The organism is Streptomyces angustmyceticus (assembly GCF_040701845.1).
In the GTDB taxonomy this organism is placed as follows: Bacteria; Actinomycetota; Actinomycetes; order Streptomycetales; family Streptomycetaceae; genus Streptomyces; species Streptomyces angustmyceticus_A.
On record NZ_JBFBHQ010000001.1, the window covers coordinates 306,006 to 329,197 of the forward strand.

General features: G+C 73.8%; 19 protein-coding genes and 1 tRNA gene. 9 read left to right on the forward strand and 11 right to left on the reverse strand.

Annotated features, from left to right (window positions below):
• Window positions 1-54: 54 nt before the first annotated feature.
• From AB0411_RS01295 to AB0411_RS01315, 5 genes are read right to left on the reverse strand one after another with little or no spacing between them, the layout of a single operon-like run.
• Window positions 55-927 carry a glycosyltransferase family 2 protein gene (locus AB0411_RS01295; RefSeq protein ID WP_366415103.1) on the reverse strand — a complete coding sequence of 291 codons (873 nt, stop codon included), beginning with the start codon at window positions 925-927 and terminating at the stop codon, window positions 55-57.
• Between the two features lie 8 nt (window positions 928-935).
• Complete coding sequence (locus AB0411_RS01300) at window positions 936-1,715, reverse strand: CDP-alcohol phosphatidyltransferase family protein (RefSeq protein WP_366415104.1); 780 nt, start codon at window positions 1,713-1,715, stop codon at window positions 936-938.
• On the reverse strand, window positions 1,693-2,754 hold the full coding sequence (locus AB0411_RS01305; RefSeq protein ID WP_366415105.1) for an iron-containing alcohol dehydrogenase family protein: 1,062 nt from the start codon (window positions 2,752-2,754) through the stop codon (window positions 1,693-1,695). Before AB0411_RS01305 ends, AB0411_RS01300 begins: the two co-directional genes overlap by 23 nt.
• Entirely contained in the window at window positions 2,742-3,479 is a 738-nt protein-coding gene (locus AB0411_RS01310; RefSeq protein ID WP_086720811.1) for a sugar phosphate nucleotidyltransferase, read from the reverse strand. The genes AB0411_RS01305 and AB0411_RS01310 overlap by 13 nt, the downstream gene beginning before the upstream one ends.
• Window positions 3,476-5,281, reverse strand: coding sequence for a DUF5941 domain-containing protein (locus AB0411_RS01315; RefSeq protein WP_366415606.1), 1,806 nt, complete (start codon window positions 5,279-5,281; stop codon window positions 3,476-3,478). The genes AB0411_RS01310 and AB0411_RS01315 overlap by 4 nt, the downstream gene beginning before the upstream one ends.
• 557 nt (window positions 5,282-5,838) lie before the next feature.
• On the opposite strand from AB0411_RS01315, the gene idi reads away from it, so the two are divergent.
• Window positions 5,839-6,450: an isopentenyl-diphosphate Delta-isomerase gene (gene idi / locus AB0411_RS01320; protein WP_086719249.1), complete on the forward strand. Its 612-nt coding sequence runs from the start codon at window positions 5,839-5,841 to the stop codon at window positions 6,448-6,450.
• Here the strand turns inward: idi and AB0411_RS01325 are convergent.
• The 3 genes from AB0411_RS01325 to AB0411_RS01335 all read right to left on the reverse strand — a co-directional run bounded on the left by AB0411_RS01325 (window position 6,425) and on the right by AB0411_RS01335 (window position 9,055).
• Window positions 6,425-6,916 carry an ATP-binding protein gene (locus AB0411_RS01325; RefSeq protein ID WP_366415607.1) on the reverse strand — a complete coding sequence of 164 codons (492 nt, stop codon included), beginning with the start codon at window positions 6,914-6,916 and terminating at the stop codon, window positions 6,425-6,427. The genes idi and AB0411_RS01325 overlap by 26 nt on opposite strands.
• 251 nt (window positions 6,917-7,167) lie before the next feature.
• Window positions 7,168-7,241, reverse strand: a tRNA-Met gene (locus AB0411_RS01330).
• Between the two features lie 155 nt (window positions 7,242-7,396).
• Window positions 7,397-9,055, reverse strand: coding sequence for an ABC-F family ATP-binding cassette domain-containing protein (locus tag AB0411_RS01335; RefSeq protein ID WP_366415106.1), 1,659 nt, complete (start codon window positions 9,053-9,055; stop codon window positions 7,397-7,399).
• Window positions 9,056-9,110: 55 nt separating this feature from the next.
• Between AB0411_RS01335 and AB0411_RS01340 the strand changes: the two genes are divergently transcribed.
• The gene (locus AB0411_RS01340) at window positions 9,111-9,881 is read left to right on the forward strand and encodes an enoyl-CoA hydratase/isomerase family protein (protein WP_366415107.1); all 771 of its coding nucleotides are present in this window, start codon (window positions 9,111-9,113) and stop codon (window positions 9,879-9,881) included.
• A gap of 54 nt (window positions 9,882-9,935) precedes the next feature.
• Here the strand turns inward: AB0411_RS01340 and AB0411_RS01345 are convergent, their stop codons facing one another.
• Window positions 9,936-10,580 carry a DJ-1/PfpI family protein gene (locus tag AB0411_RS01345; RefSeq protein WP_366415108.1) on the reverse strand — a complete coding sequence of 215 codons (645 nt, stop codon included), beginning with the start codon at window positions 10,578-10,580 and terminating at the stop codon, window positions 9,936-9,938.
• 60 nt (window positions 10,581-10,640) lie between these two features.
• Window positions 10,641-11,612, reverse strand: a complete 972-nt coding sequence (locus tag AB0411_RS01350) for a GlxA family transcriptional regulator (protein ID WP_366415109.1) — start codon at window positions 11,610-11,612, stop codon at window positions 10,641-10,643.
• Window positions 11,613-11,755: 143 nt separating this feature from the next.
• On the opposite strand from AB0411_RS01350, the gene AB0411_RS01355 reads away from it, so the two are divergent.
• From AB0411_RS01355 to AB0411_RS01375, 5 genes are all read left to right on the forward strand, one after another.
• On the forward strand, window positions 11,756-12,625 hold the full coding sequence (locus AB0411_RS01355) for an SCO6745 family protein (RefSeq protein WP_366415110.1): 870 nt from the start codon (window positions 11,756-11,758) through the stop codon (window positions 12,623-12,625).
• A gap of 212 nt (window positions 12,626-12,837) precedes the next feature.
• Window positions 12,838-15,300 carry a Tex family protein gene (locus AB0411_RS01360; protein ID WP_366415111.1) on the forward strand — a complete coding sequence of 821 codons (2,463 nt, stop codon included), beginning with the start codon at window positions 12,838-12,840 and terminating at the stop codon, window positions 15,298-15,300.
• A gap of 523 nt (window positions 15,301-15,823) precedes the next feature.
• Window positions 15,824-17,050: a Cmx/CmrA family chloramphenicol efflux MFS transporter gene (locus AB0411_RS01365; protein WP_366415112.1), complete on the forward strand. Its 1,227-nt coding sequence runs from the start codon at window positions 15,824-15,826 to the stop codon at window positions 17,048-17,050.
• Window positions 17,051-17,113: 63 nt separating this feature from the next.
• Complete coding sequence (locus tag AB0411_RS01370; protein WP_366415113.1) at window positions 17,114-17,521, forward strand: YciI family protein; 408 nt, start codon at window positions 17,114-17,116, stop codon at window positions 17,519-17,521.
• Window positions 17,522-17,529: 8 nt separating this feature from the next.
• Window positions 17,530-18,705 carry an RNA polymerase sigma factor gene (locus AB0411_RS01375; protein WP_366415608.1) on the forward strand — a complete coding sequence of 392 codons (1,176 nt, stop codon included), beginning with the start codon at window positions 17,530-17,532 and terminating at the stop codon, window positions 18,703-18,705.
• Between the two features lie 76 nt (window positions 18,706-18,781).
• On the opposite strand, the gene AB0411_RS01380 is transcribed toward AB0411_RS01375, so the two are convergent.
• Entirely contained in the window at window positions 18,782-20,788 is a 2,007-nt protein-coding gene (locus AB0411_RS01380) for an FUSC family protein (RefSeq protein ID WP_366415114.1), read from the reverse strand.
• A gap of 280 nt (window positions 20,789-21,068) precedes the next feature.
• On the opposite strand from AB0411_RS01380, the gene AB0411_RS01385 reads away from it, so the two are divergent.
• Window positions 21,069-22,085: an FAD-dependent oxidoreductase gene (locus AB0411_RS01385; protein ID WP_366415115.1), complete on the forward strand. Its 1,017-nt coding sequence runs from the start codon at window positions 21,069-21,071 to the stop codon at window positions 22,083-22,085.
• Between the two features lie 153 nt (window positions 22,086-22,238).
• The gene (locus AB0411_RS01390; RefSeq protein WP_366415116.1) at window positions 22,239-23,111 is read left to right on the forward strand and encodes a D-alanyl-D-alanine carboxypeptidase family protein; all 873 of its coding nucleotides are present in this window, start codon (window positions 22,239-22,241) and stop codon (window positions 23,109-23,111) included.
• The last annotated feature ends 81 nt before the right edge of the window (window positions 23,112-23,192 follow it).

Here is a 23,192-nt window from a genome sequence, read left to right on the forward strand (position 1 = left end):
GCGCTGCCGGGGCCACGCCCCGGTTCGCGCCTGATGCTCTCAGATACGAGCTTGTCAGATGACGGGAGGGCGGCCCAGTCGGGTCAGTCGCCAAACGGTAGCCCACTTCATGGGGCGCCTGGGACCGCACGGGCTCGCCCAGCCCTCCTTGAAGCCGCCCAGCCAGGCCCGCAGCGCCGGACGTGACGGCCGGCGGGCCAGCGTGAGCAGCAACCAGACACCGAGATAGACCGGAACCAGCAGGGCGGGGAGGTTGCGGCGGGCCAGCCACACACGGTTACGGGCCACCATCCGGTGGTAGACCGCGTGCCGGGCCGGCGCCGTCGTCGGGTGGAAGAGCACCATGTCCGACCGGTAGTCGATCTGCCAGCCGGCGTCCAGCGCCCGCCAGGCCAGGTCGGTCTCCTCATGGGCGTAGAAGAAGTCGTCGGGCAGCCCGCCGACCTCCTCGAACACATGCGTACGGACCGCGTTGGCACCGCCGAGGAAGGTGGTGACCCGCGACGAGCGCATGGGGTCCGAGGCGCGCAGCCGCGGCACATGGCGGCGCTGGGTCTCCCCCGTGTCCGGGTCGGCGATCCGGAAGCTGATGATCCCGAGCTCGGGGTCGGCGGCGAACGCCTCCCGGCACAGCTCCGCGGTGTCCTCCCGGGCCAGCAGCCCGTCGTCGTCCAGGAAGAGCAGGACGTCGACGTCGCTGCCGCCGGGTCCGAACGCCTCGATGCCGGCATTGCGGCCGGCCGGGATGCCGACGTTCTCCGGCAGCTCGACGGTCCGCACGCCCTCGGGGAGCTCGGGCAGCGGCGAACCGTTGCCCACGACCGCCACCTCGACCGGGTCGCCGTCCTGCTTGGCGACCGAGTCGAGCAGCGCCCGCAGCTCCTCGGGGCGGTTGCCCATGGTGATGATGACCGCGCCGACCTTCATCGCGCCCCTCACTTCAGCCTGCTCGACGCCAGGATGGACACCAGGTGCAGCAGGGACTGCAGCAGCGCGATGCCGGCCAGCACGGCCACACCGAGCCGGGAGAAGAACAGGTCGCCCCTGACCGTGTCCAGGACCGCCAGGGCCAGGATGAGGAGGGACGCCTCCACCCCGAGGACCAGGCGGTGGAACTTCAGCGCGGCGGCGGCCTTGCGGGCCAGCGCCATGCCGGACGAGCGCGGCTCGGACGCCGCTTCCTTCACCGGCGGGAGACCGCCCTGGTGCCGGGCGACACCGACGAGGTCGGTCTCGGCCTTGATCAGGATGGCGCCGAGAGCGGCGAGGGTGCCGAGGAAGGCCCACAGCCAGTCGATCCGCCCGGAGCCCCACAGGTCGGCGGCGCGCAGACCGAAGCCGACCAGGACCGCCGCGTCGCACAGGTAGGCGCCGACCCGGTCCAGGTACACCCCGCCCAGGGAGAACTGCTTCTTCCAGCGGGCGACCTCGCCGTCGACACAGTCGAGCAGCAGGTAGAGCTGGACCATCAGCACACCGAGCACGGCCCCCGGGATCCCCGGCACCAGCAGGGCGGGGGCGGCGAGGACGCCGGCGACGGTCATCACGTAGGTCAGCTGGTTGGGCGTGATCCGCGTGTTCACCAGGTGGCGGTCGATGCGCAGCGAGAGCTCACGCATGTAGAGCCGGCCGGCCCAGTGCTCGCCGCTCCGCCGGTCCTTCACCCCCGGGGGGTGAACGACCGGGCGGAGCTCAGCTACCGATGGCTTGTGCATAGTCGGCGTAAGCGTCCCTGATCTGGTCGGTGGACAGGTCCAGGTGCTCCAGGATGGTGTAGCGCCCGGGGCGGGTCTTGGGTGCGTACTCGACGGCCTGGACGAATTCGTCGTCGGTGAAGCCGATCTCGCCCGGCGTGACCGGCAGACCGTGCCGGCGCAGCACCTGCACCATCAGGTCCCGCGTCTCCTTGTCCCCGCGCAGGTGCGTGGCGAAGGCCGCGGCCAGGCCGCACTGTTCGCCGTGGCTGGCCGCGCGCTTGGGGTACAGGATGTCGAGCGCGTGGTTGATCTCGTGGCAGGCGCCGGACGCCGGGCGGCTGTCGCCGGCCACCGACATCGAGATGCCGGTCAGGACCAGGCCCTCGGCCAGCACCTGGAGGAAGGCGTCGTCGCCGACCCCGCCGGGGTGCCGCAGCACGGCCTCGCCGGCCTGGCGTGCCATGGCGGCGGCCAGCCCGTCGATCGCCTCGCCGGTCTCCCGGTGCGAGAGCTCCCAGTCCGCGACCGCGGAGATGTTGGAGATCGCGTCGCCGATGCCGGAGCGGACGAAACGGACCGGGGCCTCACGGATGATGTCGAGGTCGATCACCACGGCGATCGGGTTCGGCACACCGTAGGAGCCGCGGCCCGCGTCGTTGTCGAGGGTGGCGACCGGCGAGCACAGGCCGTCGTGCGACAGGTTCGTCGCGACGGCGACCAGGGGCAGGCCGATACGGGCCGCGGCGAACTTGGCGCAGTCGATGATCTTGCCGCCGCCGAGGCCCACGACCGCGTCGTAGTGCCCCTTCTTCATGGCGTCGGCGAGCTTGATCGCTTCGTCCAGGGTGCCGCCGCCGACCTCGTACCACTCGGCGCCGGGCAGCGCGGGGGACAGCCGCTCACGCAGCCGTGCCCCCGAGCCGCCGCTGATCGCGATGGCGAGCTTGCCCGACGCGGAGATGCGCTGATCGGCCAGCAGGCCCGCCAGGTCGTCCAGGGCGCCGGCGTTGATGTCGACGACGACCGGGGACGGGATGAGGCGGGTCAGTACTGGCATGCGATGTCACGGCCCTTCGCCAGGTCGTCGTGGTTGTCGATCTCGACCCACTTGACGTCGCCGATCGGGGCCACGTCCACCTTGAAGCCGCGGTTGACGAGCTCCTGGTAGCCGTCCTCGTAGTAGAGGTCGGGGTCCCGCTCGAAGGTGGTCTTCAGGGCGTCGGCCAGCTCCTCGGCGGCCTCGCCCTCGATGAGGGTGACGCCGATGTACTCACCGGTCGCCTCGGCCGGGTCCATCAGCTTGGTGATCTTCTGGACGCCCTTGGCGGGGTCCACGACGACCTTCATCTCCTCGTCGGCGAGCTGCTTGACGGTGTCCAGCGCGAGGATGATCTTCTGGCCGTTGCCGCGGGCGGCGAGCAGGGTCTTCTCGACGGAGACCGGGTGCACGGTGTCGCCGTTGGCGAGGATCACGGTGTGCTTGATCGAGTCACGGCCGCACCACAGGGAGTAGGCGTTGTTCCACTCCTCGGCCTTGTCGTTGTCGATGAGGGTGAGCTTGAGGCCGTACTTCTGCTCCAGGGCCTCCTTGCGCTCGTAGACGGCTTCCTTGCGGTAGCCGACGATGATCGCGACCTCGGTCAGGCCGATCTCGGCGAAGTTGCCGAGGGTCAGGTCGAGGATGGTGGTGTCCCCGTCGACCGGCACCAGGGCCTTGGGCAGGGTGTCGGTGTAGGGGCGCAGACGCCGTCCGGCGCCGGCAGCCAGCACGAGGCCGATCATGCGGTTTCTCCTTCATCGTGTACGGCGGGTGCTTGGGAGGACACCCAGAAACGGATGCTCTCGACGAGCACCAGCAGCGCCAGGGCCACAGCAAGGGCCGTCAGCGCGATTGTGAAACCTTCGGGGGACAGCGCGGCGGCGAGGACGGTGATCACGAGGATCCGTCCCTCGTGTCCGCCGGTCGCCCGGACCAGCCACCGCGGAGGAGCTCCGGTGCCACCACGGATGCGGTAGACCGTGTCGTAGTGATGGTAGGCGACCGCCGCAACCAGCCCGTACGCCGCGGGCAGCGCTCCGGGGACGTCCGCCCGGGCGGCCAGGACCAGGATCGCGACGTATTCGCCGGCCCGGAAGAAGGGCGGCACGAGCCAGTCGAGGGCGCCCTTGAGCGGGCGGGACACGGCCGCGCCGGCCAGCAGCGCGGAGCAGGCGGCGACGCCGACGGTGAGCCACGACGCGGGGTCGTCCTGGAAGATCACCCAGACCAGCAGCACCGCGGCCGAGAGAAACGCCATAGCGGGCGCCAGGTAGGAACCGGTCCGGCCGCGGCCGCGCGCGCCGGCGGCGATCAGCTCGGCGAGCGGCCCGGAGTCGGCGAGGTCGGCCAGCGCCTGCGCCGCGCGGTCGGTGCGGCGGGCCCGGCGGGTCAGCGAGCGCAGCACCCGCCCGGCCGTGGTGTAGCAGGCGGCCAGCGCACAGCCGATGAGCAGGGCGTAGAAGACGATGCGGGGGGTGGTGAGCGCGGTGAGCACCGCGATCATCGCCCAGCGCTCCCCGATGGGCAGCACGATCATGCGGCGCACCCAGACCGTCCAGCCGACGCTGTCGAGCTTGTCGGAGAGCGCGGCGGTGGGGCTGGTGTTGGCGGTCGCGTCGTGGTTCGCCTCGTTGAAGGAGAAGTCGACGACATGGCGGCAGGTCTGCAGCACCATCGCGCCCAGGGCCAGCGCCCATACGTCGTCCCCGCCGCGGGCCGCGCCGAGGGCCAGGCCCGCGTAGTACGCGTACTCCTTGGCCCGGTCGAAGGTGGCGTCGAGCCAGGCGCCCATCGTCGAGTACTGCAGGGAGTAGCGGGCGAGCTGCCCGTCGGTGCAGTCCAGGACGAAGGAGAAGAGGAGGAGCAGGCCGGCCGCGACGAAGCCGCCGCGGGTTCCGGTGGCCGCGCAGCCGGCCGCGATCAGCGCGGTGAGCAGGGACGCGGTGGTGACCTGGTTGGGGGTGAGCCCGCGGCGCGCGCACCAGCGGGCGAGGTAGCGGGAGTACGGGCTGATGCAGTACGTCGTGAAGAAGCCGTCGCGGGACTTCACGGCGGTGCGCAGGCGTACGGCCTCGTCGTCGACGGCGGCGACGGCCTCGCGTGCGTCCTCGCGCTGTGCCGGGGTGAGCGCGACGGTGGCCACCAGGCTGCCGAGCTCGACGCGGTGCAGTCCGGTCTCCTCGCGGTCGAGGGACTCGGTGAGGGTGTCGGTGAGGACGTCCGTGAGGTGGGCGGTGCCGGCGCCGACCGGGATCCTGCCGACGGCCCGGGCCAGCGCGGCACGCGCCTCGGGCTGCGCGGTGAGCGCGCCGGGCACGGCCGCGGCGGGGAACCGGGGGTCGGTCAGCGCGAGCCGCAGGGCGTGCAGGTGACCGACGAAGCGGGGGTCGACGACGGCGACCCGCTCCTGGGCGGGCACCGCGGCGAGCAGCTCGGCGGTGGAGGCGGCATCGTCCGCGGTACGGACGTCAAAGCCCAGCGTGCGCAGGTCGGCTTCGAGCGGCGACCCGGCGACCGGCGGACCGGTGAGGATGGCGGTCGACAGTCGAACTCACTCCTTGGATGCTGACAAGGCAGCACGGACGGTTCGCGATCGATCCGCATTCGATACGAACTACCCGGGCAGCGGGCGTGGCACACCTGGCGCCCGGAGGGCTGGGTGGCACGTCGGCAGAGGCTATCGGATCGCCGGATGCGGCCGTTCACCGCGCATTCACCGCACGATCGAGTGACCGACGGCTGCGCCTGCCGCGATCATCATGGTGGATCAGGTGGTCCATGAACAACTGGCCCGCGGACCTGGTGCTCCCTCCGGTGCCGGTTATGAGCGGGCTGGTCACGGGGCGGGCGGGTTGTGCCGGGGCCGGTGTGGCGAGAGCCATCCCAGGTCCGGGGGCGGTCGCCGTCCGGCGCCGGTGTCATCGGGGCACGCGGTGCTCTCCGCGCCGGGGGCGGAGGGGTCGGCAGCGGGTGTGGACCATCTCACGGCCCGGCGCACCGCGCGGGCGGCGCGCTGGCATGTGGCGCCGCGCACCCGCTGTGCCGGTGATGCGGACCCGGCTAGGGCAGACTTGGCGTCGAAGACCGACGACAAGGATGGGCATGCCGATCACACCTGCCAACGGACAGACCGCCGGGGACCCGGCGGTGAGCACACCGGGCGGCGCCGCCGAACCGATCATGCTGGAGCTGGTCGACGAGGACGGTACGACGATCGGCACCGCGGAGAAGCTCGCGGCCCACCAGGCTCCCGGGCAGCTGCACCGGGCGTTCTCGGTCTTCCTCTTCGACGAGAAGGGGCGGCTGCTGCTGCAGCGCCGGGCCCTGGGGAAGTACCACTCCCCCGGTGTGTGGTCCAACACCTGCTGCGGCCACCCCTACCCCGGCGAGGCACCGTTCGTGGCCGCGGCCCGGCGGACCTCGGAGGAGCTGGGCCTGGCGCCCACCCTGCTGGCGGAGGCGGGCACCGTGCGCTACAACCATCCCGACCCGGCCTCCGGCCTGGTGGAGCAGGAGTACAACCACCTGTTCGTCGGGCTGGTCCGGGCCGAGCCGGCGCCCGATCCCGAGGAGATCGGCGAGATCGCCTTCGTGACGCCGGAGGAACTGGCCGAGCGGCATGCCCAGGCACCGTTCTCGGCATGGTTCATGACCGTGCTGGACGCGGCCCGTCCGGCCGTGCGCGAGCTCACAGGACGTTCGGCGGGCTGGTAGCGAGCGGGGTGAGCGGCAGCTCGGCCCAGATGGCCTTGCCGCCGTTCCTCGTGTTCTCGACGTCGCACTTGCCGCCCGCCTCCGCGGTGAGCGTCTTGACGAGCCACAGTCCGCGGCCGCCGACATCACCCTGTTCCGCCTCCAGTGCCTTGGGGCGGTAGGGGTGGTTGTCCTCGACCGCGACCCGTAGCCAGTTCGCACCGATGGTGACCTGGACGGCGATCTGGGGCGAGAGCAGGGCCGCGTGGCGGACGGCGTTGGTGACGAGTTCGGAGACGATGAGCAGCAGGCCGTCCATGATCTCGGCGGCCACGGGCACACGCTGTTCGTCGAGCAGATCCCGGACCGCGTGACGTGCCTGCGGCACCGAAGCCTCCAGTGCCGGGGCGGTGAACCGCCAGACACCTTCGTACGCGAGCGGGGAGGTCAGCTCTTCGGGGGGTTCTGCAGGGGGTCCGGAAGGCATCCTCACAGGAAGAGTGTTGAGAATGCGTTGGTCCGGACCGGCCAGCTGAACACAAGTCAGCGCCTATCGACGCCTTATGGCCGATTGCGAGTGAGGCGATCGGCCCGGCGACCGGTCCTGTTCCCTTTATGGGTTGTTCGCGGACTTACCCGAGGTGACCCCCGTACGATCCGCGCCCCACGGCGGTGCCTGCGGAACGCACAACGCGGCGGGACCGGTGCCTGGGCATCGGTCCCGCCGCGCTGTTTCAGTAGCGGGGACAGGATTTGAACCTGCGACCTCTGGGTTATGAGCCCAGCGAGCTACCGAGCTGCTCCACCCCGCGTCGGTGAACACCACCCTACGGGCCGGCCGTCCCAGGACCAAATCGATAATCATCGCGGGTGGCGCGAACCCGACGGTGCCGAGTGTGCGCCCGCCGCGGGGGCCGCGGGCCGGGCCGTGCTCCCGCCGCGGCCGGCGTCGCCGCGCCCGCGTCCCTCAGAGCGCCCGGTCGGTGATCCGTCCGCCGTCGACCTCGATCCGGCGGGTGGTGTGCACCGCTTCGAGCATCCGGCGGTCGTGGGTGACCAGCAGCAGGGTGCCCGGGTACGACGCGAGCGCGGACTCCAGCTGTTCGATGGCCGGCAGGTCGAGGTGGTTGGTCGGCTCGTCCAGGACGAGGAGGTTGACCCCGCGGCCCTGGAGGAGGGCCAGCGCGGCACGGGTCCGCTCCCCCGGCGACAGGGTGCGCGCCGGGCGCAGCACATGCGCCGCCTTCAGCCCGAATTTCGCCAGCAGGGTGCGGACGTCGGCGGGCGGCAGGTCGGGGACGCAGGCCCGGAAGGCGTCCATCAGCGGCTGGTCGCCCAGGCCGTGCGCGCCGAAGAGCCGGCCGCGGGCCTGGTCGACCTCGCCGACGACCACGCCGGGGCCCAGGGAGGCGTGCCCCGTCTCCAGCGGGAGCCGGCCGAGGAGGGCGGCGAGCAGGGTCGACTTGCCGGAGCCGTTGGGGCCGGTGATGGCGACCCGGTCCGCCCAGTCGATCTGCAGGTCCACCGGGCCGAAGCGGAAGTCGCCGCGCCGCAGGCCGGCGCCGCGCAGGGTGGCCACGACCGCGCCGGCCCGGGGCGCGGCGGCGATCTCCATCCGCAGCTCCCACTCCTTGCGCGGTTCCTCGACGACGTCGAGCCGCTCGATCAGGCGCTGGGTCTGCTTGGCCTTGGCGGCCTGCTTCTCGGTGGCCTCCACCCGGGCCTTGCGGCCGATCTTGTCGTTGTCGGGCGCCTTGCGGCGGGCGTTCTTGACGCCCTTCTCCATCCAGTTGCGCTGGGTGTGCGCCCGGGTCTCCAGGGCCGCCCTGGTGTCGGCGTACTCCTCGTACTGTTCGCGCGCATGGCGCCGGGCCCGTGCGCGCTCCTCCAGGTAGGAGGCGTAGCCGCCGCCGTAGGTGTTGACCTGCTGCTGGGCGAGGTCGAGTTCGACGACGCGGGTGACCGTGCGGGTCAGGAACTCGCGGTCGTGGCTCACCAGGACGGTGCCGGCGCGCAGCCCCGTGACGAAGGACTCCAGCCGGTGCAGACCGTCCAGGTCGAGGTCGTTGGTCGGCTCGTCCAGCAGGAAGACGTCGTAGCGGGAGAGCAGCAGCGAGGCGAGGGAGGCACGGGCGGCCTGGCCGCCGGAGAGCGTCGTCATCGGCTGGTCGAGGCCGATGGACAGGCCGAGCTGTGCGGCGGTCTCCTCGGCGCGCTCGTCGAGGTCGGCGGCGCCCAGCGCGAGCCAGCGCTCCAGCGCCGTGGCGTAGGCGTCGTCCGCCCCGGGCCGCTCGTCGACCAGCGCCTGGGTGGCGGTGTCCAGGGCGAGCTGGGCGTCGGTCACGCCGGTACGGCGGGCGAAGAAGGCGCGGACGGTCTCTCCCGGGCGGCGGTCGGGCTCCTGGGGGAGGTGGCCGACCGTGGCGGTGGGCGGGCTCAGCGCGAGCGTGCCGTCCTCCGGGGTGTCCAGGCCGGCCAGCAGGCGCAGCAGCGTGGACTTGCCCGCGCCGTTGGCGCCGACGAGGCCGACCACGTCGCCGGGGGCGACGACCAGGTCGAGGCCGGAGAACAGGACGCGCTCGCCGTGGCCGGCGGCGAGGTCTTTGGCGACGAGAGTTGCTGACATCAGGCCGCCGATCGTATCCGGCCCGGTCCGTCGTGGTCGCTCTAATATCCGGAGCATGGAACCCGGTCTGAAGACGCATGTCAGCGACGGCACAGCGACCGTCACCATCAGCAACACCGGCAAGCGGAACGCCATGACCGTGCCGATGTGGCGGGAGCTGCCGCCGCTGCTGGCGCGGCTGGCGGCCGACCGTGCCGTCCGGTCGCTGGTGCTGACCGGCGAGGGCGGGACGTTCTGCGCGGGCGCCGACATCGGCTCGCTGCGGGATCCGGCGGGTGAGTCGCAGGGCCTGGCGGCGGCGGCCGAGGAGGCGCTGGCGGCGTTCCCCAAGCCGACGCTGGCGGCGATACGCGGCTACTGCGTGGGCGGCGGCACCCAGTTGGCGGCCGCCTGCGATCTGCGGTTCGCGGAGGAGGGCGCGCTGTTCGGGGTGACGCCGGCCAAGCTGGGGGTCGCCTACTCGGCGGCCGCCACCCGGCGGCTGGTCCGGGTGGCCGGGCTGTCCACCGCCAAGTACCTGTTGTTCTCCGGCGAGTTGATCGACTGCACCCGGGCGCTGCGCACGGGCCTGGTGGACGAGGTGCTGGCCGAGGGCGAGCTGGGCAAGCGGGTGGCGGAGTTCTCGGCGGTCCTGGCGAGCCGGTCACTGCTGACGCAGACCGCGGCGAAGGAGCTGGCCGACGGGACGTGGGACGTGCCGCCGGCCGAGGCCGCGGAGCGCGGCGCCCACTGGGCCGCGCAGGCCCGCGCGAGCGGCGACATCGCGGAGGGTGCCGCCGCCTTCCTGGAGCGCAGGGCGCCGCGCTTCACCTGGCCCACGGACTGACGCCGGGGCGGGGCCCGCACGGCGCGGGCCCACCGCGCCCCGCGGGGCGGCCGCTCACTCCTGGCCGGTCAGCAGGAACCGGCTGCGCTCCCGCAGCATCGCGGTGATCTCGGCCGGTGCCTTCTCCGGGGAGCCCGCGTCGTAGGGCGGCCGCGGGTCGTATTCGATGCCGAGCTGGATCCCCTGGGCCACGGCGTCCCCGGCGATCCGGCCGGCCAGGGTCAGCCCCATGTCGATGCCGGACGAGACGCCGGCCGCCGTGACGTACTTGCCGTCGACGACCACCCGCTCCCCGGTCGGCTCGGCGCCCAGCGCCCCGAGCCGCTCCAGCGCGAGCCAGTGGGAGGTGGCCCGGCGGCCCGTGAGGAGGCCGGCGGCCGCCAGGATCAGCGAGCCGGTGCACACCGAGGTGGTCCAGGAGGTGCCGGTGTCCACGGCGCGGAGCCACTCGTGCAGCGGGCCGTCCGTCATCTGCGCGTTCTGTCCGGGGCCGCCGGGCACGACGAGGATGTCCGGTGCGGTGACCTCGCCCAGCACGGCGTCGGCGACCAGTCCGAGCGAGCCGAGGTCATTGCGGTGCGGGCCGGTGCGCTCGGCGACGAACACCGCCTCGGCGCCCGGCAGCCGGCTGAGGGTCTCGTAGGGGCCGACGGCGTCGAGCGTGGTGAAGCCGTCGAAGAGGAGGATCGCGAGCTGCATGACGGTTCCTGTCGGTAGGGGTGGCTTCGGCCCGGTGGAGCACCGGCGGCCGGTACGGGGTCAGGAGGGCACGACGGGTGGTCCGGCGGTCCGGAAGCGGCGGCGGTATTCGGCCGGGGACGCGCCCAGGGCGCGGAGGAAGGCGCGGCGCATCGCCTCGGGGGTGCCGTAGCCGCAGTGCCGCGACACCTGCTCGATGCCGTCGACGGTGTCCTCCAGGTGCCGGCGGGCGGCCTCCAGGCGCACCCGGTCGACATAGCGGCCCGGCGTCATGCCCACCTCGTCGCGGAACGCCCGGGCGAAGTGCCGCGGCGAGAGGCGGGCGCGTTCCGCGAGGGCGTCGACGGACAGGTCCGCCGCCGGATTCTCGGTGATCCACTGCTGGACGTCGCGCAGCGGCCGGCGCTGTGCGGTCTGCGCGGCGAGCTGGGCGCTGAACTGGGTCTGGTTGCCCGGCCGCCGCAGGAACACCACCAGGTGCCGGGCGACGGTCAGCGCGACGTCCCGGCCGAGGTCCTCCTCCACCAGGGCCAGCGCGAGGTCGATCCCGGCCGTCACGCCCGCCGAGGTGGCCAGGTCGCCGTCCCGTACGTAGATCGGCTCGGGCTCGACCCGTACCGCGGGGAACCGTGCGGCGAGCGTGGCGCAGAGCATCCAGTGGGTCGTCGCGCGGCGGCCGTCCAGCAGCCCGGCCTCGGCCAGCAGCAGCGCCCCGCTGCACACCGAGACCTTCCGCCGGGCCCGGTGGGCGTTGCCGCGCAGCCAGTCGATCAGCCGGGGGTCGGGGGTGCGGGTGCCCTGGCCGCCGGGCACCAGGAGCGTGTGGGGCGTCCCGGCGCCGGCGAGGGCGAGGTCGGGGACGAGGGTCAGCCCGCTGGTGGTGCGCACCGGGGTGCCGTCCAGGCTGGCGGTGCGGATCCGGTAGGCGCCCGGGGCCTCCTGGGACGCTCCGTGGAAGACCTCGACGGGTCCGGAGACGTCGAGAGCCTGCACGCCGTCGAAGAGGACGACGAGTACCTCGCGCTGTTCCATGCCTCCATCCTGGGCAGCGGCGGCGAGGGCGGCAACGACGGATCTCCCACCTTTTCTGCCATGCCGCGGGCCGCGAGCAGGGGGCGGCCGTTGTCCGGTGCCCTGCCCCCGCCTCCATACCGACGGGTCGGTAGCCTGCCCGTATGACCACTTCCAGCGCACTGCCCGAGCAGGCCGGCCGTACCTGCCACAACGTCGTCAACCCGTTCCACTCCACGCACTACTTCGCGCCGGAGCTCGCCGCGGAGATGGCCAAGGCGGGCGTCGAGAACCGCAGGGCCGCCTACTTCGCGTGCCGCGCGGCGGCCATGGGCGCGGTGGGCCCCGGCACCGTCACGGCCACCTTCTACAACTTCAAGCACGAGCTCATAGCCGAACACGTCCCCGCGGTCTGGACGGTGACCACGCCCGAGGCCGTGCTGGACGCCCGGCTGCGCGCCGTCGACGCCACGCTGCGCCGGCTGCTGGGCAAGGAGGCCGTCGAGTCGCCGGAGATGGCGGAGGCGGCGCGGCTGGCGCTGCGCGCCGTCGAGGGCTGCAGCCGGCAGGCCCGGCCGCTGTACGCCGCGCACGCCGACCTGCCGGTGCCCGACGCCCCGCACCTGGCCTACTGGCACGCCGCGACGCTGCTGCGCGAACACCGCGGCGACGGACACCTGCTGGCCCTGCTCGACGCCGAACTGGACGGGCTGGAGGCGCTGGTCTCCCACACCGCCAGCGGCCGCGGGATGAGCTACCAGGGCGTCATGGCGACCCGTGGCTGGTCGGAGGAGGACTGGGCGGCGGCGCAGGAGCGGCTGCGGACCCGCGGTCTGCTGGACGCGGAGGGCGAGTTGACCGAGGAGGGCCTCGGGCTGCGCAAGGACCTGGAGCGCAGGACGGACCGGCTGGACCGGGCGCCGTACGAGCACCTGGGCGCCGAGGGCGTGGCCCGGCTCACCGAGCTGGCGACGGGCTTCACCACCGCCGCCATGAACGCCGGGGCGTTCCCCGCCGCGCTGTTCGGCAAGTGAGGCCGGCGTAGCGCCGCGAGGCCCGCGGCCTTCGGGAAGGGGTGACCGGGTTCGCCCCGCCCGGGGGCCGGGGGCCGCGGCGCCTCTCCCCGCCTGCGGGCGGGCGCGGGACCGCGCGGACACCCCCGGGCGGCCGGGCGGTGCGACAGTCCGGGCCGCCAACCGGCACAATGCAGGCTCAAGCAAGCGCTGGAAGGCGGGTCAGGATCAACGTGACGGCATCCACTGAGCCCATCGGGACCCTCGGGTCCATCGAAGCGAGGATCGCCGGGGAGCTCGGCGTCAAGGAGCGGCAGGTGAAGGCCGCGGTCGAACTGCTCGACGGCGGCTCGACGGTTCCGTTCATCGCGCGCTACCGCAAGGAAGCCACCGAGACGCTCGACGACGCGCAGCTGCGCTCGCTCGAGGAGCGGCTGCGCTATCTGCGGGAGCTGGAGGAGCGGCGGTCCGCGATCCTGGAGTCCGTACGGTCCCAGGGCAAGCTGGACGACGCCCTGGAGGCGCAGATCCGCGGCGCCGAGTCCAAGGCGCGGCTGGAGGACATCTACCTCCCGTTCAAGCCCAAGCGGCGCACCAAGGCGCAGATCGCGCGGGAGGCGGGCCTGGAGCCGCTGGCCGACGGGCTGCTGAGCGATCCGTCGGTGGAGCCGGCCGCGGCGGCCGCGGCGTTCGTGGACGACGGCAAGGGCGTGGCCGACGCGGCCGCGGCGCTGGAGGGCGCCCGGGCCATCCTGACCGAGCGGTTCGGCGAGGACGCGGACCTGATCGGCGAGCTGCGCGAGCGGATGTGGTCGCGCGGGCGGGTCGCGGCGAAGGTGCGCGAGGGCAAGGAGGAGGCGGGCGCGAAGTTCGCCGACTACTTCGACTTCGCCGAGCCGTTCACCGAGCTTCCCTCGCACCGGGTGCTGGCGATGCTCCGCGGCGAGAAGGAGGAGATCCTCGATCTCACCCTGGAGCCGGAGGACCCGTCGGCGGCGACCGAGGGCCCCAGCTCCTACGAGCAGTCCATCGCGCACCGCTTCGGCATCGCCGACCGGGGCCGTCCGGCCGACAAGTGGCTCCAGGACACGGTCCGTTGGGCCTGGCGCACCCGGGTGCAGGTGCACCTCGGCATCGATCTGCGGCTGCGGCTGCGGCAGGCCGCCGAGGACGAGGCGGTGCGGGTCTTCGCCTCGAACCTGCGCGATCTGCTGCTGGCGGCGCCCGCCGGTACGCGCGCCACGATGGGCCTGGACCCCGGCTTCCGTACGGGTGTCAAGGTCGCCGTGGTGGACGCGACCGGCAAGGTGGCCGCCACGGAGACCATCTACCCCCATGTGCCGCAGCAGAAGTGGGACGCCTCGCTGGCCACGCTGGCGAAGCTGGCCCGCGAGCACGACGTCGAGCTGATCGCGATCGGCAACGGCACCGCCTCCCGCGAGACCGACAAGCTGGCGGCCGATCTGATCGCCGCGCAGCCGGAGCTGAAGCTGACGAAGGTGATGGTCTCCGAGGCCGGCGCCTCGGTGTACTCCGCCTCCGCTTTCGCCTCGCAGGAGCTGCCGGACCTGGACGTCTCGCTGCGCGGCGCGGTGTCCATCGCCCGCCGGCTGCAGGACCCGCTGGCCGAGCTGGTCAAGATCGACCCGAAGTCCATCGGCGTCGGGCAGTACCAGCACGACCTGTCCGAGGTGAAGCTGTCGCGCTCGCTGGACGCGGTGGTCGAGGACTGTGTGAACGGCGTCGGCGTGGACGTCAACACCGCCTCGGCGCCGCTGCTTTCGCGGGTGTCGGGCATCGGCTCGGGGCTCGCCGAGAACATCGTGGCGCACCGGGACGACAACGGCCCGTTCCGCTCCCGCAAGGCCCTCAAGGACGTGGCGCGGCTCGGCCCGAAGGCGTACGAGCAGTGCGCGGGCTTCCTGCGGATCCGGGGCGGCGACGACCCGCTGGACGCCTCCAGCGTGCACCCCGAGGCGTACCCGGTGGTGCGCCGGATGGTGAAGTCGGCGGGCAGCGAGGTCGGTTCGCTGATCGGCAACACGGCGGTGCTGCGCACGCTGAAGGCCGCGGACTTCGTCGACGACTCCTTCGGTCTGCCGACGGTCGGCGACATCCTGCAGGAGCTGGAGAAGCCGGGCCGCGACCCGCGTCCGGTCTTCAAGACCGCGACCTTCAAGGAGGGCGTGGAGAAGATCGGCGACCTGCAGCCGGGGATGCTCCTGGAGGGCGTGGTGACCAATGTCGCCGCCTTCGGGGCGTTCGTGGACGTCGGCGTCCATCAGGACGGTCTGGTGCATGTCTCCGCGATGTCGAAGACCTTCGTCAAGGACCCGCGGGACGTGGTCAAGCCCGGCGACATCGTGCGGGTCAAGGTGCTCGACGTCGACATCCCCCGGAAGCGGATCTCGCTGACGCTGCGGCTGGACGACGAGCACGGCAAGGGCGCGTCGGCGGGCGGCGGCGACGAGCGGCGCGGTGGCGGCGAGCGGCGCGGTGCCGTCGAGCGCCGGGGCGGCAACGGCGGCGGCGCGCGCGAGGGCGGCGGCCGGGGCGGCGCGCCGCGGCAGCGGCAGAGCGGCGGGCAGCGCGGCGGTGACCGCCGGGGCGGCCGCGACGCCGGTCCGGCCAACGACGCGATGGCGGACGCCCTGCGGCGGGCCGGGCTCCTGGGCACGGAGCGCGGCGGCCGCTGACGGACCGCGGCGACCAGCACGACGACGACCGGCGGCAGCGGGCCCGGTGCCCGCTGCCGCCGGCGCCGTTCCGGTGCGGTCCGGGCGAAAGCGGGCACCCGCCCGGACCGCCGCACCGAGCGCCGGACGGACCACGGCACCGCCTGCTGCCGACCCGGTCCGAATTGCGTGGACGGGGCCCGCGCGGCTCGCCTACCCTGACCGCATGTCCGGCCCAGAAGCGTCAAGACGCTAGCCACCGGTCGTCCGGTGGCGCCCCGCACCGCTCCGCGCTCGCGCCTCCTCGGCGCGCCCTCGCGCGGCCGTGTCCTGCCTGCCACCGGATCGCCGTAGTACGGGTCCTTCCTCGACCTGACGCTGCGTCACCCCACGGCACCACTGTGCCGCCGTGCCGCCGCCTTTGGTCGTTTCGCGCGGTGTCCGCGCGTGCCCGGCCGGACGGTTGCTCTCCTCGCCCCGTCACGGGTACCGCCGCGCCCGCCGCTGCCTCGTGCCGATCCCCCTGTGGTTGCGGAGTGTTGCTGTGCCGTTCGTCCTCCATCTGCTCCAACTCGCGGTCTTCGCCCAAGGAACCTCCGAGTTCATGCTGTCCGGCCTGCTGCCGGACCTCGCCCGTGAGCTGCACGTCCCGGTCTCGGCCGCGGGCGCGCTGACCTCCGCCTTCGCCGTGGGCATGGTCATCGGCGCGCCCCTGATGGCGATGCTGGGCAGGCGCTGGTCGCGGCGCCGCGCCCTGCTGGTCTTCCTGGTGACGTTCCTGCTCGTCCATGTCGTCGGCGCGCTCACCACCCGCTACGACGTCCTGCTCGCCACCCGGTTCCTCGCCGCCCTGGCCGACGCCGGGTTCCTGGCGGTCGCGCTGACGACCGCGGCGGCCATGGTCGCGCCCGGCGCCCGGGGCCGGGCGATCTCCGTCCTGCTCGGCGGCACCACCCTGGCGTGTGTCGTGGGCGTGCCCGCCGGCGCGCTCCTCGGGGAGCTGTGGGGGTGGCGCGCGGCCTTCTGGGCGGTGGCGCTGGTGTCGCTGCCCGCCGTCCTCGCGATCCTGCGGTCGGTACCGGACGGCCCTGCCGCACGGTCCGCAGGACGCGGTCCGGGCGTCCGCGGAGAGCTGGCCGCCCTGCGCAGCCCGCGGCTGCTGGTGATCCTGCTGCTGGGAGCCCTGGTGAACGGCGCGACCTTCTGCACCTTCACCTATCTCGCACCGCTGGTCACCGGCGTCACCGGCTTCGGCGCCGGCTGGGTGCCCGCGGTGCTGGCGCTCTTCGGCCTGGGGTCGTTCGCCGGGGTGAGCGCCGCCGGACGCCTGGCCGACACCCGGCCCGTCCCCCTCCTGGTGGCCGGCGGAGCGGCCCTGCCGCTCGGCTGGACCGTCCTCGCGCTCACCGCCGGGAACCCGGTGGCCGCCCTGGTGCTGGTCCTGGTCCAGGGCGCGCTGTCGTTCGCGGTCGGGGCCACCCTCGTCGCACGGGCGCTCTCCGCGGCGCCCGGGGCGCCGACCCTGGGCGGCGGGTTCGCCACGGCGGCGTTGAACGCGGGTGCGGCGATCGGCCCCTGGTGCGGCGGCGCCGCGCTCACCGCGGGGCTAGGCCCCCGCTCGCCGCTGTGGGTGAGCGCCCTGCTGACGGCCCTCGCGCTCGTCCTCGCGGCGGCGGCCCACGGAGCGCGGCGCCGGACACCGCGGGACGGCGTACCCGGGCTCCTGCGCACGAGCCAAAGAATTCCGGACGGCGATGTCGAGAACCCGTAATCGGCTCCGTCCCCACCGTGAACGCGACCACAATGGGTCGCATCAGCTCCGAGGAGACACACGATGGCCAAGTACCTGCTGCTCAAGCACTACCGTGGCGCTCCGGCCGCGGTCAACGACGTGCCCATGGACCAGTGGACGCCCGAGGAGATCTCGGCGCACATGCAGTACATGCAGGACTTCGCGGACCGGCTGGAGAAGACCGGCGAGTTCGTCGACGGTCAGGCGCTCGCGCCCGAGGGGAGCTGGGTCCGTTATGACGGCGAGGGGCGCCCGCCGGTCACCGACGGCCCGTTCGCCGAGACCAAGGACCTCATCGCCGGCTGGATGGTGATCGACGTCGACAGCCATGAGCGCGCCGTCGAGCTGGCCGGGGAGCTGTCGGCCGCGCCCGGGGCGGGCGGGAAGCCGATCCACGAGTGGCTGGAGGTGCGCCCGTTCCTGTCCGCGCCGCCCACCATCACGGAGTGACCTCTGCCATGGACGAGGCCCTGCTCCGGAGCCTCACCCCGAGCGTCCTCACCGTCCTCGTCCGCCGCGGAGCCGACTTCGCGGCGGCCGAGGACGCGGTGCAGGACGCGCTGGTCGAGGCGGTCCGCGTCTGGCCGGCCGACCCGCCGCGGGATCCGAAGGGCTGGCTGGTCACGGTGGCCTGGCGCCGGTTCCTCGACGCGACCCGGGCGGAGGCCGCCCGGCGCCGGCGCGAGGACCGCGTCGACGAGGAGCCGGCGCCCGGTCCCGTGCCCACCTCGGACGACACGCTCCGGCTCTACTTCCTGTGCGCCCACCCGTCGCTGACGCCGGCGTCCGCGGTCGCGCTGACGCTGCGCGCCGTCGGCGGGCTGACCACCCGCCAGATCTCCCAGGCCTACCTGGTGCCCGAGGCGACCATGGCGCAGCGCATCAGCCGGGCCAAGCGCACCGTGTCCGGCGTGCGGTTCGACCGGCCCGGCGACGTCGCCACGGTGCTGCGCGTGCTCTATCTGGTCTTCAACGAGGGCTACTCCGGCGACGTCGACCTCGCCGCCGAGGCCATCCGGCTCACCCGGCAGCTCGCGGCCGCGATCGACCACCCCGAGGTGGCGGGGCTGCTCGCCCTGATGCTGCTCCACCACGCCCGGCGGGCGACCCGGACCGCGGCCGACGGCAGCCTGGTGCCGCTCGCCGAGCAGGACCGGGAACGGTGGGACGCCGCGGCGATCGCCGAGGGCGTGGCGATCCTGCAGGCGGCCCTCGCCCGCGACCGGCTGGGCGAGTACCAGGCCCAGGCGGCCATCGCGGCGCTCCACGCCGACGCACCCACCGCCGCGGAGACCGACTGGGTCCAGATCGTCGAGTGGTACGACGAGCTGGCGCGCCTGACCGACAGCCCCGTCGTCCGGCTCAACCGCGCGGTGGCCGTGGGCGAGGCGGACGGGCCGCGTGCCGGGCTGGCGGCGCTCGCGGAGCTGGACGACGCTTCCCCGGGCTCTTCGGGCAGGGCACACCCCGTCCCCCGTCGCACCGCCGTGGCGGCCCACCTCCACGAGCGCGACGGCGACCTGGCGACGGCGGCGCGGCTGTACGCCGAGGCGGCCCGGGAAGCGCCCAACCTCGCCGAGCGGGACCACCTGACGCGCCAGGCCGCCCGGCTCAACAGCCGCCGGAGTCGCTGACGGGTCGCGCGCGGGCCTCTCCGCGGCACCCGGCGCCCACCGGCCCGGGGGCTCCCCTGACCCGGTACGCCCCGCCTCAGGGCGCCCCCGCATAGCCGCGGATCCGCTCCACTTCCGCCACCACGTCCGTGAGCGTGGCGCAGTCCGGAACCGGCAGCAGGTCGGGGCCCGGCGGACCGGCGGACCGGCGGCGCGGGTCCTCCAGCGCGTCGGCCATGGCGGACAGCGCCTGGCACAGCCCCTCGGCCTCGGCCACGCTCGGGCGGTGCGCGCCGTGGTCCAGGCGGACGGCGCAGGCGGTCGCGGCGTCCACGATGCGTTCGGCCGCGGTGACCACGGTCAGCCAGTCGGGGTTGCGGTCCCGGGCGGCGAGGAGTTCGGCCGCGGTGGTCTCGGCCGCCGCCCTGGCCTCGCCCAGTGCCCGGTAGGCGGCGCGGCGCAGCGCCAGCCGCCGGGTGGGGTCGGCGCCCGGTTCCGACTCCAGGACGTGCCGGAGGTACTCCTCGGTGCCGTGCAGCGCCGAGGTGACGCGGTGGCCGACCCGGCGGCGCGGATCGGCGAGCCGGGGCAGATGCCCGACGACGAGCACGATGCCGCAGGCGATGGAGGTGTCGACGACCCGCTCGGCGGCGGCCTCGTGGGCGCCGCTGACGTAGACGAAGGACAGCACCATCAGGGTGATCGCCACGGTCTGGAGCGCGAAGTGGCGCGTGGCGAACGGCAGCAGCGCGCCGCCCGCACCCGCCACCACCGCGGGCCACCACGCACCGGCCGGCACCAGGCCCGCCCCGGCGAAGAGCAGCACGCCGGCGACGGTCCCGGCGAAACGGTTGACCGTACGGGAGAAGAGCGGGCCCAGGTCGGGCTTGACGAGGAAGGTGGTGGTCGCCGGGAGCCAGTACCAGTGCTCCGGGCGCAGCAGCAGGGCCACGGCGGCGCTCGCCGCGATGCAGACGGCGACCCTCAGCCCGTAGTCGCGCCCGGCGGGCCCGAACAGGCCGCGCCCGCGCCGGGTCCGCCCGCCGACGGCGCCCAGCGCCCCCTGGAGCACGGCCCCGGGCACGGTCATCCAGGCGGGACGCCCGGCGGCGGCCGGTGTCGGCTGCCGCGGCGCCGCCGGCAGCGGCTCGCGTCGGGCGAACACCACCGCGGCGTCCAGCAGCGCCTGGTCGAAGGCCCCACGCGCGGGCGTACTCGTCTCCGGGGCGGACAGCCGGCCCGGGGAGCCCCCGGTGCGCAGGGCCTCGGCGAACCGCCGGGGGCTGTCCGCCACGCGGGACGGCAGCGGGCGGGCCTCCCACAGCAGCGCGACGCTGGCCTCGCACAGCGCGGTGGCCGCGGCGAACCGCTCGGTGAGCAGGATCTCCTCCGTACGGGCGGATCGGCGCAGCAGCCGGCTGGTGAGCCGGCGCAGCCGCAGGGCCTCGTCGGCCCGGTCCAGCGCGGCGGTGAGCCGGCGCCGGGCGGGCTCGGCGCCGGGCCCGCCGACCGCGCCCAGGGCATCGGCGAGCGCGTCGAAGACCGTGGCGACCGCCGCCCGCTCGCCGCTGAGCGCCCCGCCCGCCGGGCGCGGTGAGCGCACCACCAGCCGCAGCAGGAGCAGCCACAGGCAGCCGGCGAGGACGAAGAGGGCCTTCTCCCAGGGCGCCCCGGGAAGCGGCATCCCGGCCCCCAGGATGGCGGCGGCCAGCATCTGCATGCCGGCGTTGGAGCGCACCGGCCCGGCCACGCTGCCCGCGCCGGAGAGGAAGCCGACGGCGAACAGCGCCGGCACCGTCCACCAGCCCGCGTCGGCCGTCCGCAGCGAGGCGCCGATCAGCATGCCGAACGCGGTGGCCAGGGCGGGCAGGCCGATGTGGACGATGCCGGTGCGACGGGTGCCGGGGCGGTCGTTTACGCCCGCCAGCATCGAGCCGAGAGCGCTCAGCACGCCGGGGGCCACGTGGCCGGTGGCGATGCCCGCGGCCAGCAGCGGTCCCGCGCACAGCGCACCACGGGCGACGGCCGCCCAGGGCACGGGCAGCCGCTGCCAGCGGAACGGGTGGGCCAGCCAGGCGGGTACGGCGCGCGGCGCGCGGAGCATGGGCCTCCTCAGACGACGGCGTACGCACGACACGGCGTACGGACGACAGGAACGGGATCCGAGGGGCGACATCGGCCAACGGTGCTGCCACCAGCCTACGGTCCGTGCTTGTCCGGACCGCTGCCGCAGGGTTACCGCAAGATCACGACGAGGTGATCCCCACACCAGTGGGGCGCCACGAGCGGGCGCGCGCCACCGTCCCCGGGCTGTCCCGTCCTCTCCCGGGCGCGTTCCCCGACCCGCCCTCGTCAACCGCCGCCCCACCCGTTAGCGTCCCGCCATGGCGAGCGACACAGGTGGCATGGACGTGGCGGTGGTCGGCGGCGGCGTGATCGGGCTGACCTCGGCGATCGCGCTGGCGGAGGACGGGCACCGGGTGCGGGTGGTGAGCCGGGACGCGGCGGACCGGACGACGTCGGCGGTGGCCGGCGGGCTGTGCTGGCCGTATCGCGTCCGGCCCTACGAGCGGGCGGTGCAGTGGTCCGTACGGTCCTTCGAGGTGCTGGCCGCACTCGCCGAGCGGCCGCGGGAGACCGGCGCCCGGATGGTGACGGGCACGATGACCCGGGCGGCCGGCGGGCCGGACACCCGGCAGGCCCACGACGACGCCGGCGACGAACTGGCCGCCTGGTACGCGGCGGTGCCCGGGCTGCGGCGGGCGGGCGCGGCGGAACTCCCCGAGGGGTACGCGGCGGGGTGGCGGGCCCGCACTCCCCTGGTGGACATGCCGGCCCATCTCCGCTACCTGGAGCAGCGGTTGACGGCCGCGGGCGGGACCGTGGAGCGGTGCGGGGTCGGGTCGTTGGCCGAGGCCGGCGAGGCCGCGGACGTGGTGGTGAACTGCTCGGGGCTGGGGGCGCGTGAGCTCGTCCCCGATCCGGACGTCCATCCGGTCCAGGGGCAGTTGGTGATCGTGGAGAACCCCGGGATCGAGGAGTGGCTGGTGTCCGCCGACGCGGGCGCGGCGGAGACGACCTATGTGCTGCCCCAGCCGTACGGGGTGGTGCTGGGCGGGACCGCGCGGGAGAACGCCTGGTCGCGGGAGCCCGATCCGGCGGTGGCGGAGGCGATCGTGGCGCGCTGCGCACGGCACTTCCCCGAGCTGGCGGGGGCCCGGGTGCTGGCGCACAAGGTGGGGCTGCGCCCGGCCCGCCCGGCGGTCCGCCTGGCGGTGGAGTCGCTGCCCGACGGCACGCCGTGCGTCCACAACTACGGGCACGGGGGCGCGGGCGTGACCGTGTCGTGGGGGTGCGCGGACGAGGTGCTGCGACGAGTGCGCGCCCTGCGGGACTTGTGAATCGGCGGCAGACGAGATGAAGTTGCCGCCCAAGGGCGCACATCCATTCCGTCGGCTCGTGCGTCTCATCAGCGAGCGGCATGCGCAGAGGGCCGCGCTGCAGGGGCATTTGGAGTATATATTTTGAAAAACGGCAAAATCGGTAAAAGGGGTATGCGTCGGGCATCCGCGGCCGTCGTCACCGCGGGCGCCGTCCTGGCCGCCGGGGCGTTCGCCGCACCGGCACAGGCCGCCGCACCCAAGACCCCCGCGATCGTCGCCAAGGGCGGCTTCGTGATGAACAACGGCACCGGGAAGACTCTCTTCACCAAGGCCGCTGACACCCGTCGTTCCACCGGCTCCACCACCAAGATCATGACGGCTCGGGTGGTGCTGGCACAGGCGAACCTCGACCTGAACGCCAAGGTCACGGTCCAGAAGGCGTACAGCGACTACATCGTCGACAACAACTGGGCCTCCTCGGCCAAGCTGATCGTCGGCGACAAGGTCACCGTCCGCCAGCTGCTGTACGGGCTGATGCTCCCGTCCGGCTGCGACGCGGCGTACGCGCTGGCCGACAAGTTCGGCAGCGGCTCCACCCGGGCCGCGCGCGTGAAGTCGTTCATCGGCAAGATGAACTCCACCGCCAAGGCGCTGGGCCTGAAGAACACGCACTTCGATTCGTTCGACGGCATCGGGAAGGGCGCGAACTACTCGACACCGCGCGACCTGACCAAGCTGGCGAGCAGCGCGATGAAGTACTCCACCTTCCGTACGGTCGTGAAGACGAAGGCGACCAAGCAGAAGGTCGCGACGAAGAGCGGTGGCTACCGCTACATGTCGTGGGAGAACACCAACGCCCTGCTCGGCAGCTACTCGGGCACCATCGGCGTCAAGACCGGTTCGGGTCCGGAGGCCAAGTACTGCCTGGTCTTCGCGGCCACCCGGGGCGGCAAGACCGTCATCGGCACGGTTCTGGCCTCCTCCTCGGTGGTCAACCGCACCGCGGACGCGAAGAAGCTGATGGACTACGGCTTCAAGAAGTAGTCCGGGGCGAACGAGGGGCCCGTGCGCAGCCGTCCGGCCGCGCACGGGCCCCTTCGTCATGGCGTCGCCGGCGCACGCTGC

Bases quoted from the DNA above. Each gene is read 5' to 3' on its own strand.
- AB0411_RS01295 (WP_366415103.1), bottom strand. From the start codon at position 927: ATGAAGGTCGGCGCGGTCATCATCACCATGGGCAACCGCCCCGAGGAG.
- AB0411_RS01300 (WP_366415104.1), bottom strand. From the start codon at position 1,715: ATGCACAAGCCATCGGTAGCTGAGCTCCGCCCGGTCGTTCACCCCCCG.
- AB0411_RS01305 (WP_366415105.1), bottom strand. From the start codon at position 2,754: ATGCCAGTACTGACCCGCCTCATCCCGTCCCCGGTCGTCGTCGACATC.
- AB0411_RS01310 (WP_086720811.1), bottom strand. From the start codon at position 3,479: ATGATCGGCCTCGTGCTGGCTGCCGGCGCCGGACGGCGTCTGCGCCCC.
- idi (WP_086719249.1), top strand. From the start codon at position 5,839: ATGCCGATCACACCTGCCAACGGACAGACCGCCGGGGACCCGGCGGTG.
- AB0411_RS01325 (WP_366415607.1), bottom strand. From the start codon at position 6,916: ATGCCTTCCGGACCCCCTGCAGAACCCCCCGAAGAGCTGACCTCCCCG.
- AB0411_RS01335 (WP_366415106.1), bottom strand. From the start codon at position 9,055: ATGTCAGCAACTCTCGTCGCCAAAGACCTCGCCGCCGGCCACGGCGAG.
- AB0411_RS01340 (WP_366415107.1), top strand. From the start codon at position 9,111: ATGGAACCCGGTCTGAAGACGCATGTCAGCGACGGCACAGCGACCGTC.
- AB0411_RS01345 (WP_366415108.1), bottom strand. From the start codon at position 10,580: ATGCAGCTCGCGATCCTCCTCTTCGACGGCTTCACCACGCTCGACGCC.
- AB0411_RS01350 (WP_366415109.1), bottom strand. From the start codon at position 11,612: ATGGAACAGCGCGAGGTACTCGTCGTCCTCTTCGACGGCGTGCAGGCT.
- AB0411_RS01355 (WP_366415110.1), top strand. From the start codon at position 11,756: ATGACCACTTCCAGCGCACTGCCCGAGCAGGCCGGCCGTACCTGCCAC.
- AB0411_RS01370 (WP_366415113.1), top strand. From the start codon at position 17,114: ATGGCCAAGTACCTGCTGCTCAAGCACTACCGTGGCGCTCCGGCCGCG.
- AB0411_RS01375 (WP_366415608.1), top strand. From the start codon at position 17,530: ATGGACGAGGCCCTGCTCCGGAGCCTCACCCCGAGCGTCCTCACCGTC.
- AB0411_RS01380 (WP_366415114.1), bottom strand. From the start codon at position 20,788: ATGCTCCGCGCGCCGCGCGCCGTACCCGCCTGGCTGGCCCACCCGTTC.
- AB0411_RS01385 (WP_366415115.1), top strand. From the start codon at position 21,069: ATGGCGAGCGACACAGGTGGCATGGACGTGGCGGTGGTCGGCGGCGGC.
- AB0411_RS01390 (WP_366415116.1), top strand. From the start codon at position 22,239: ATGCGTCGGGCATCCGCGGCCGTCGTCACCGCGGGCGCCGTCCTGGCC.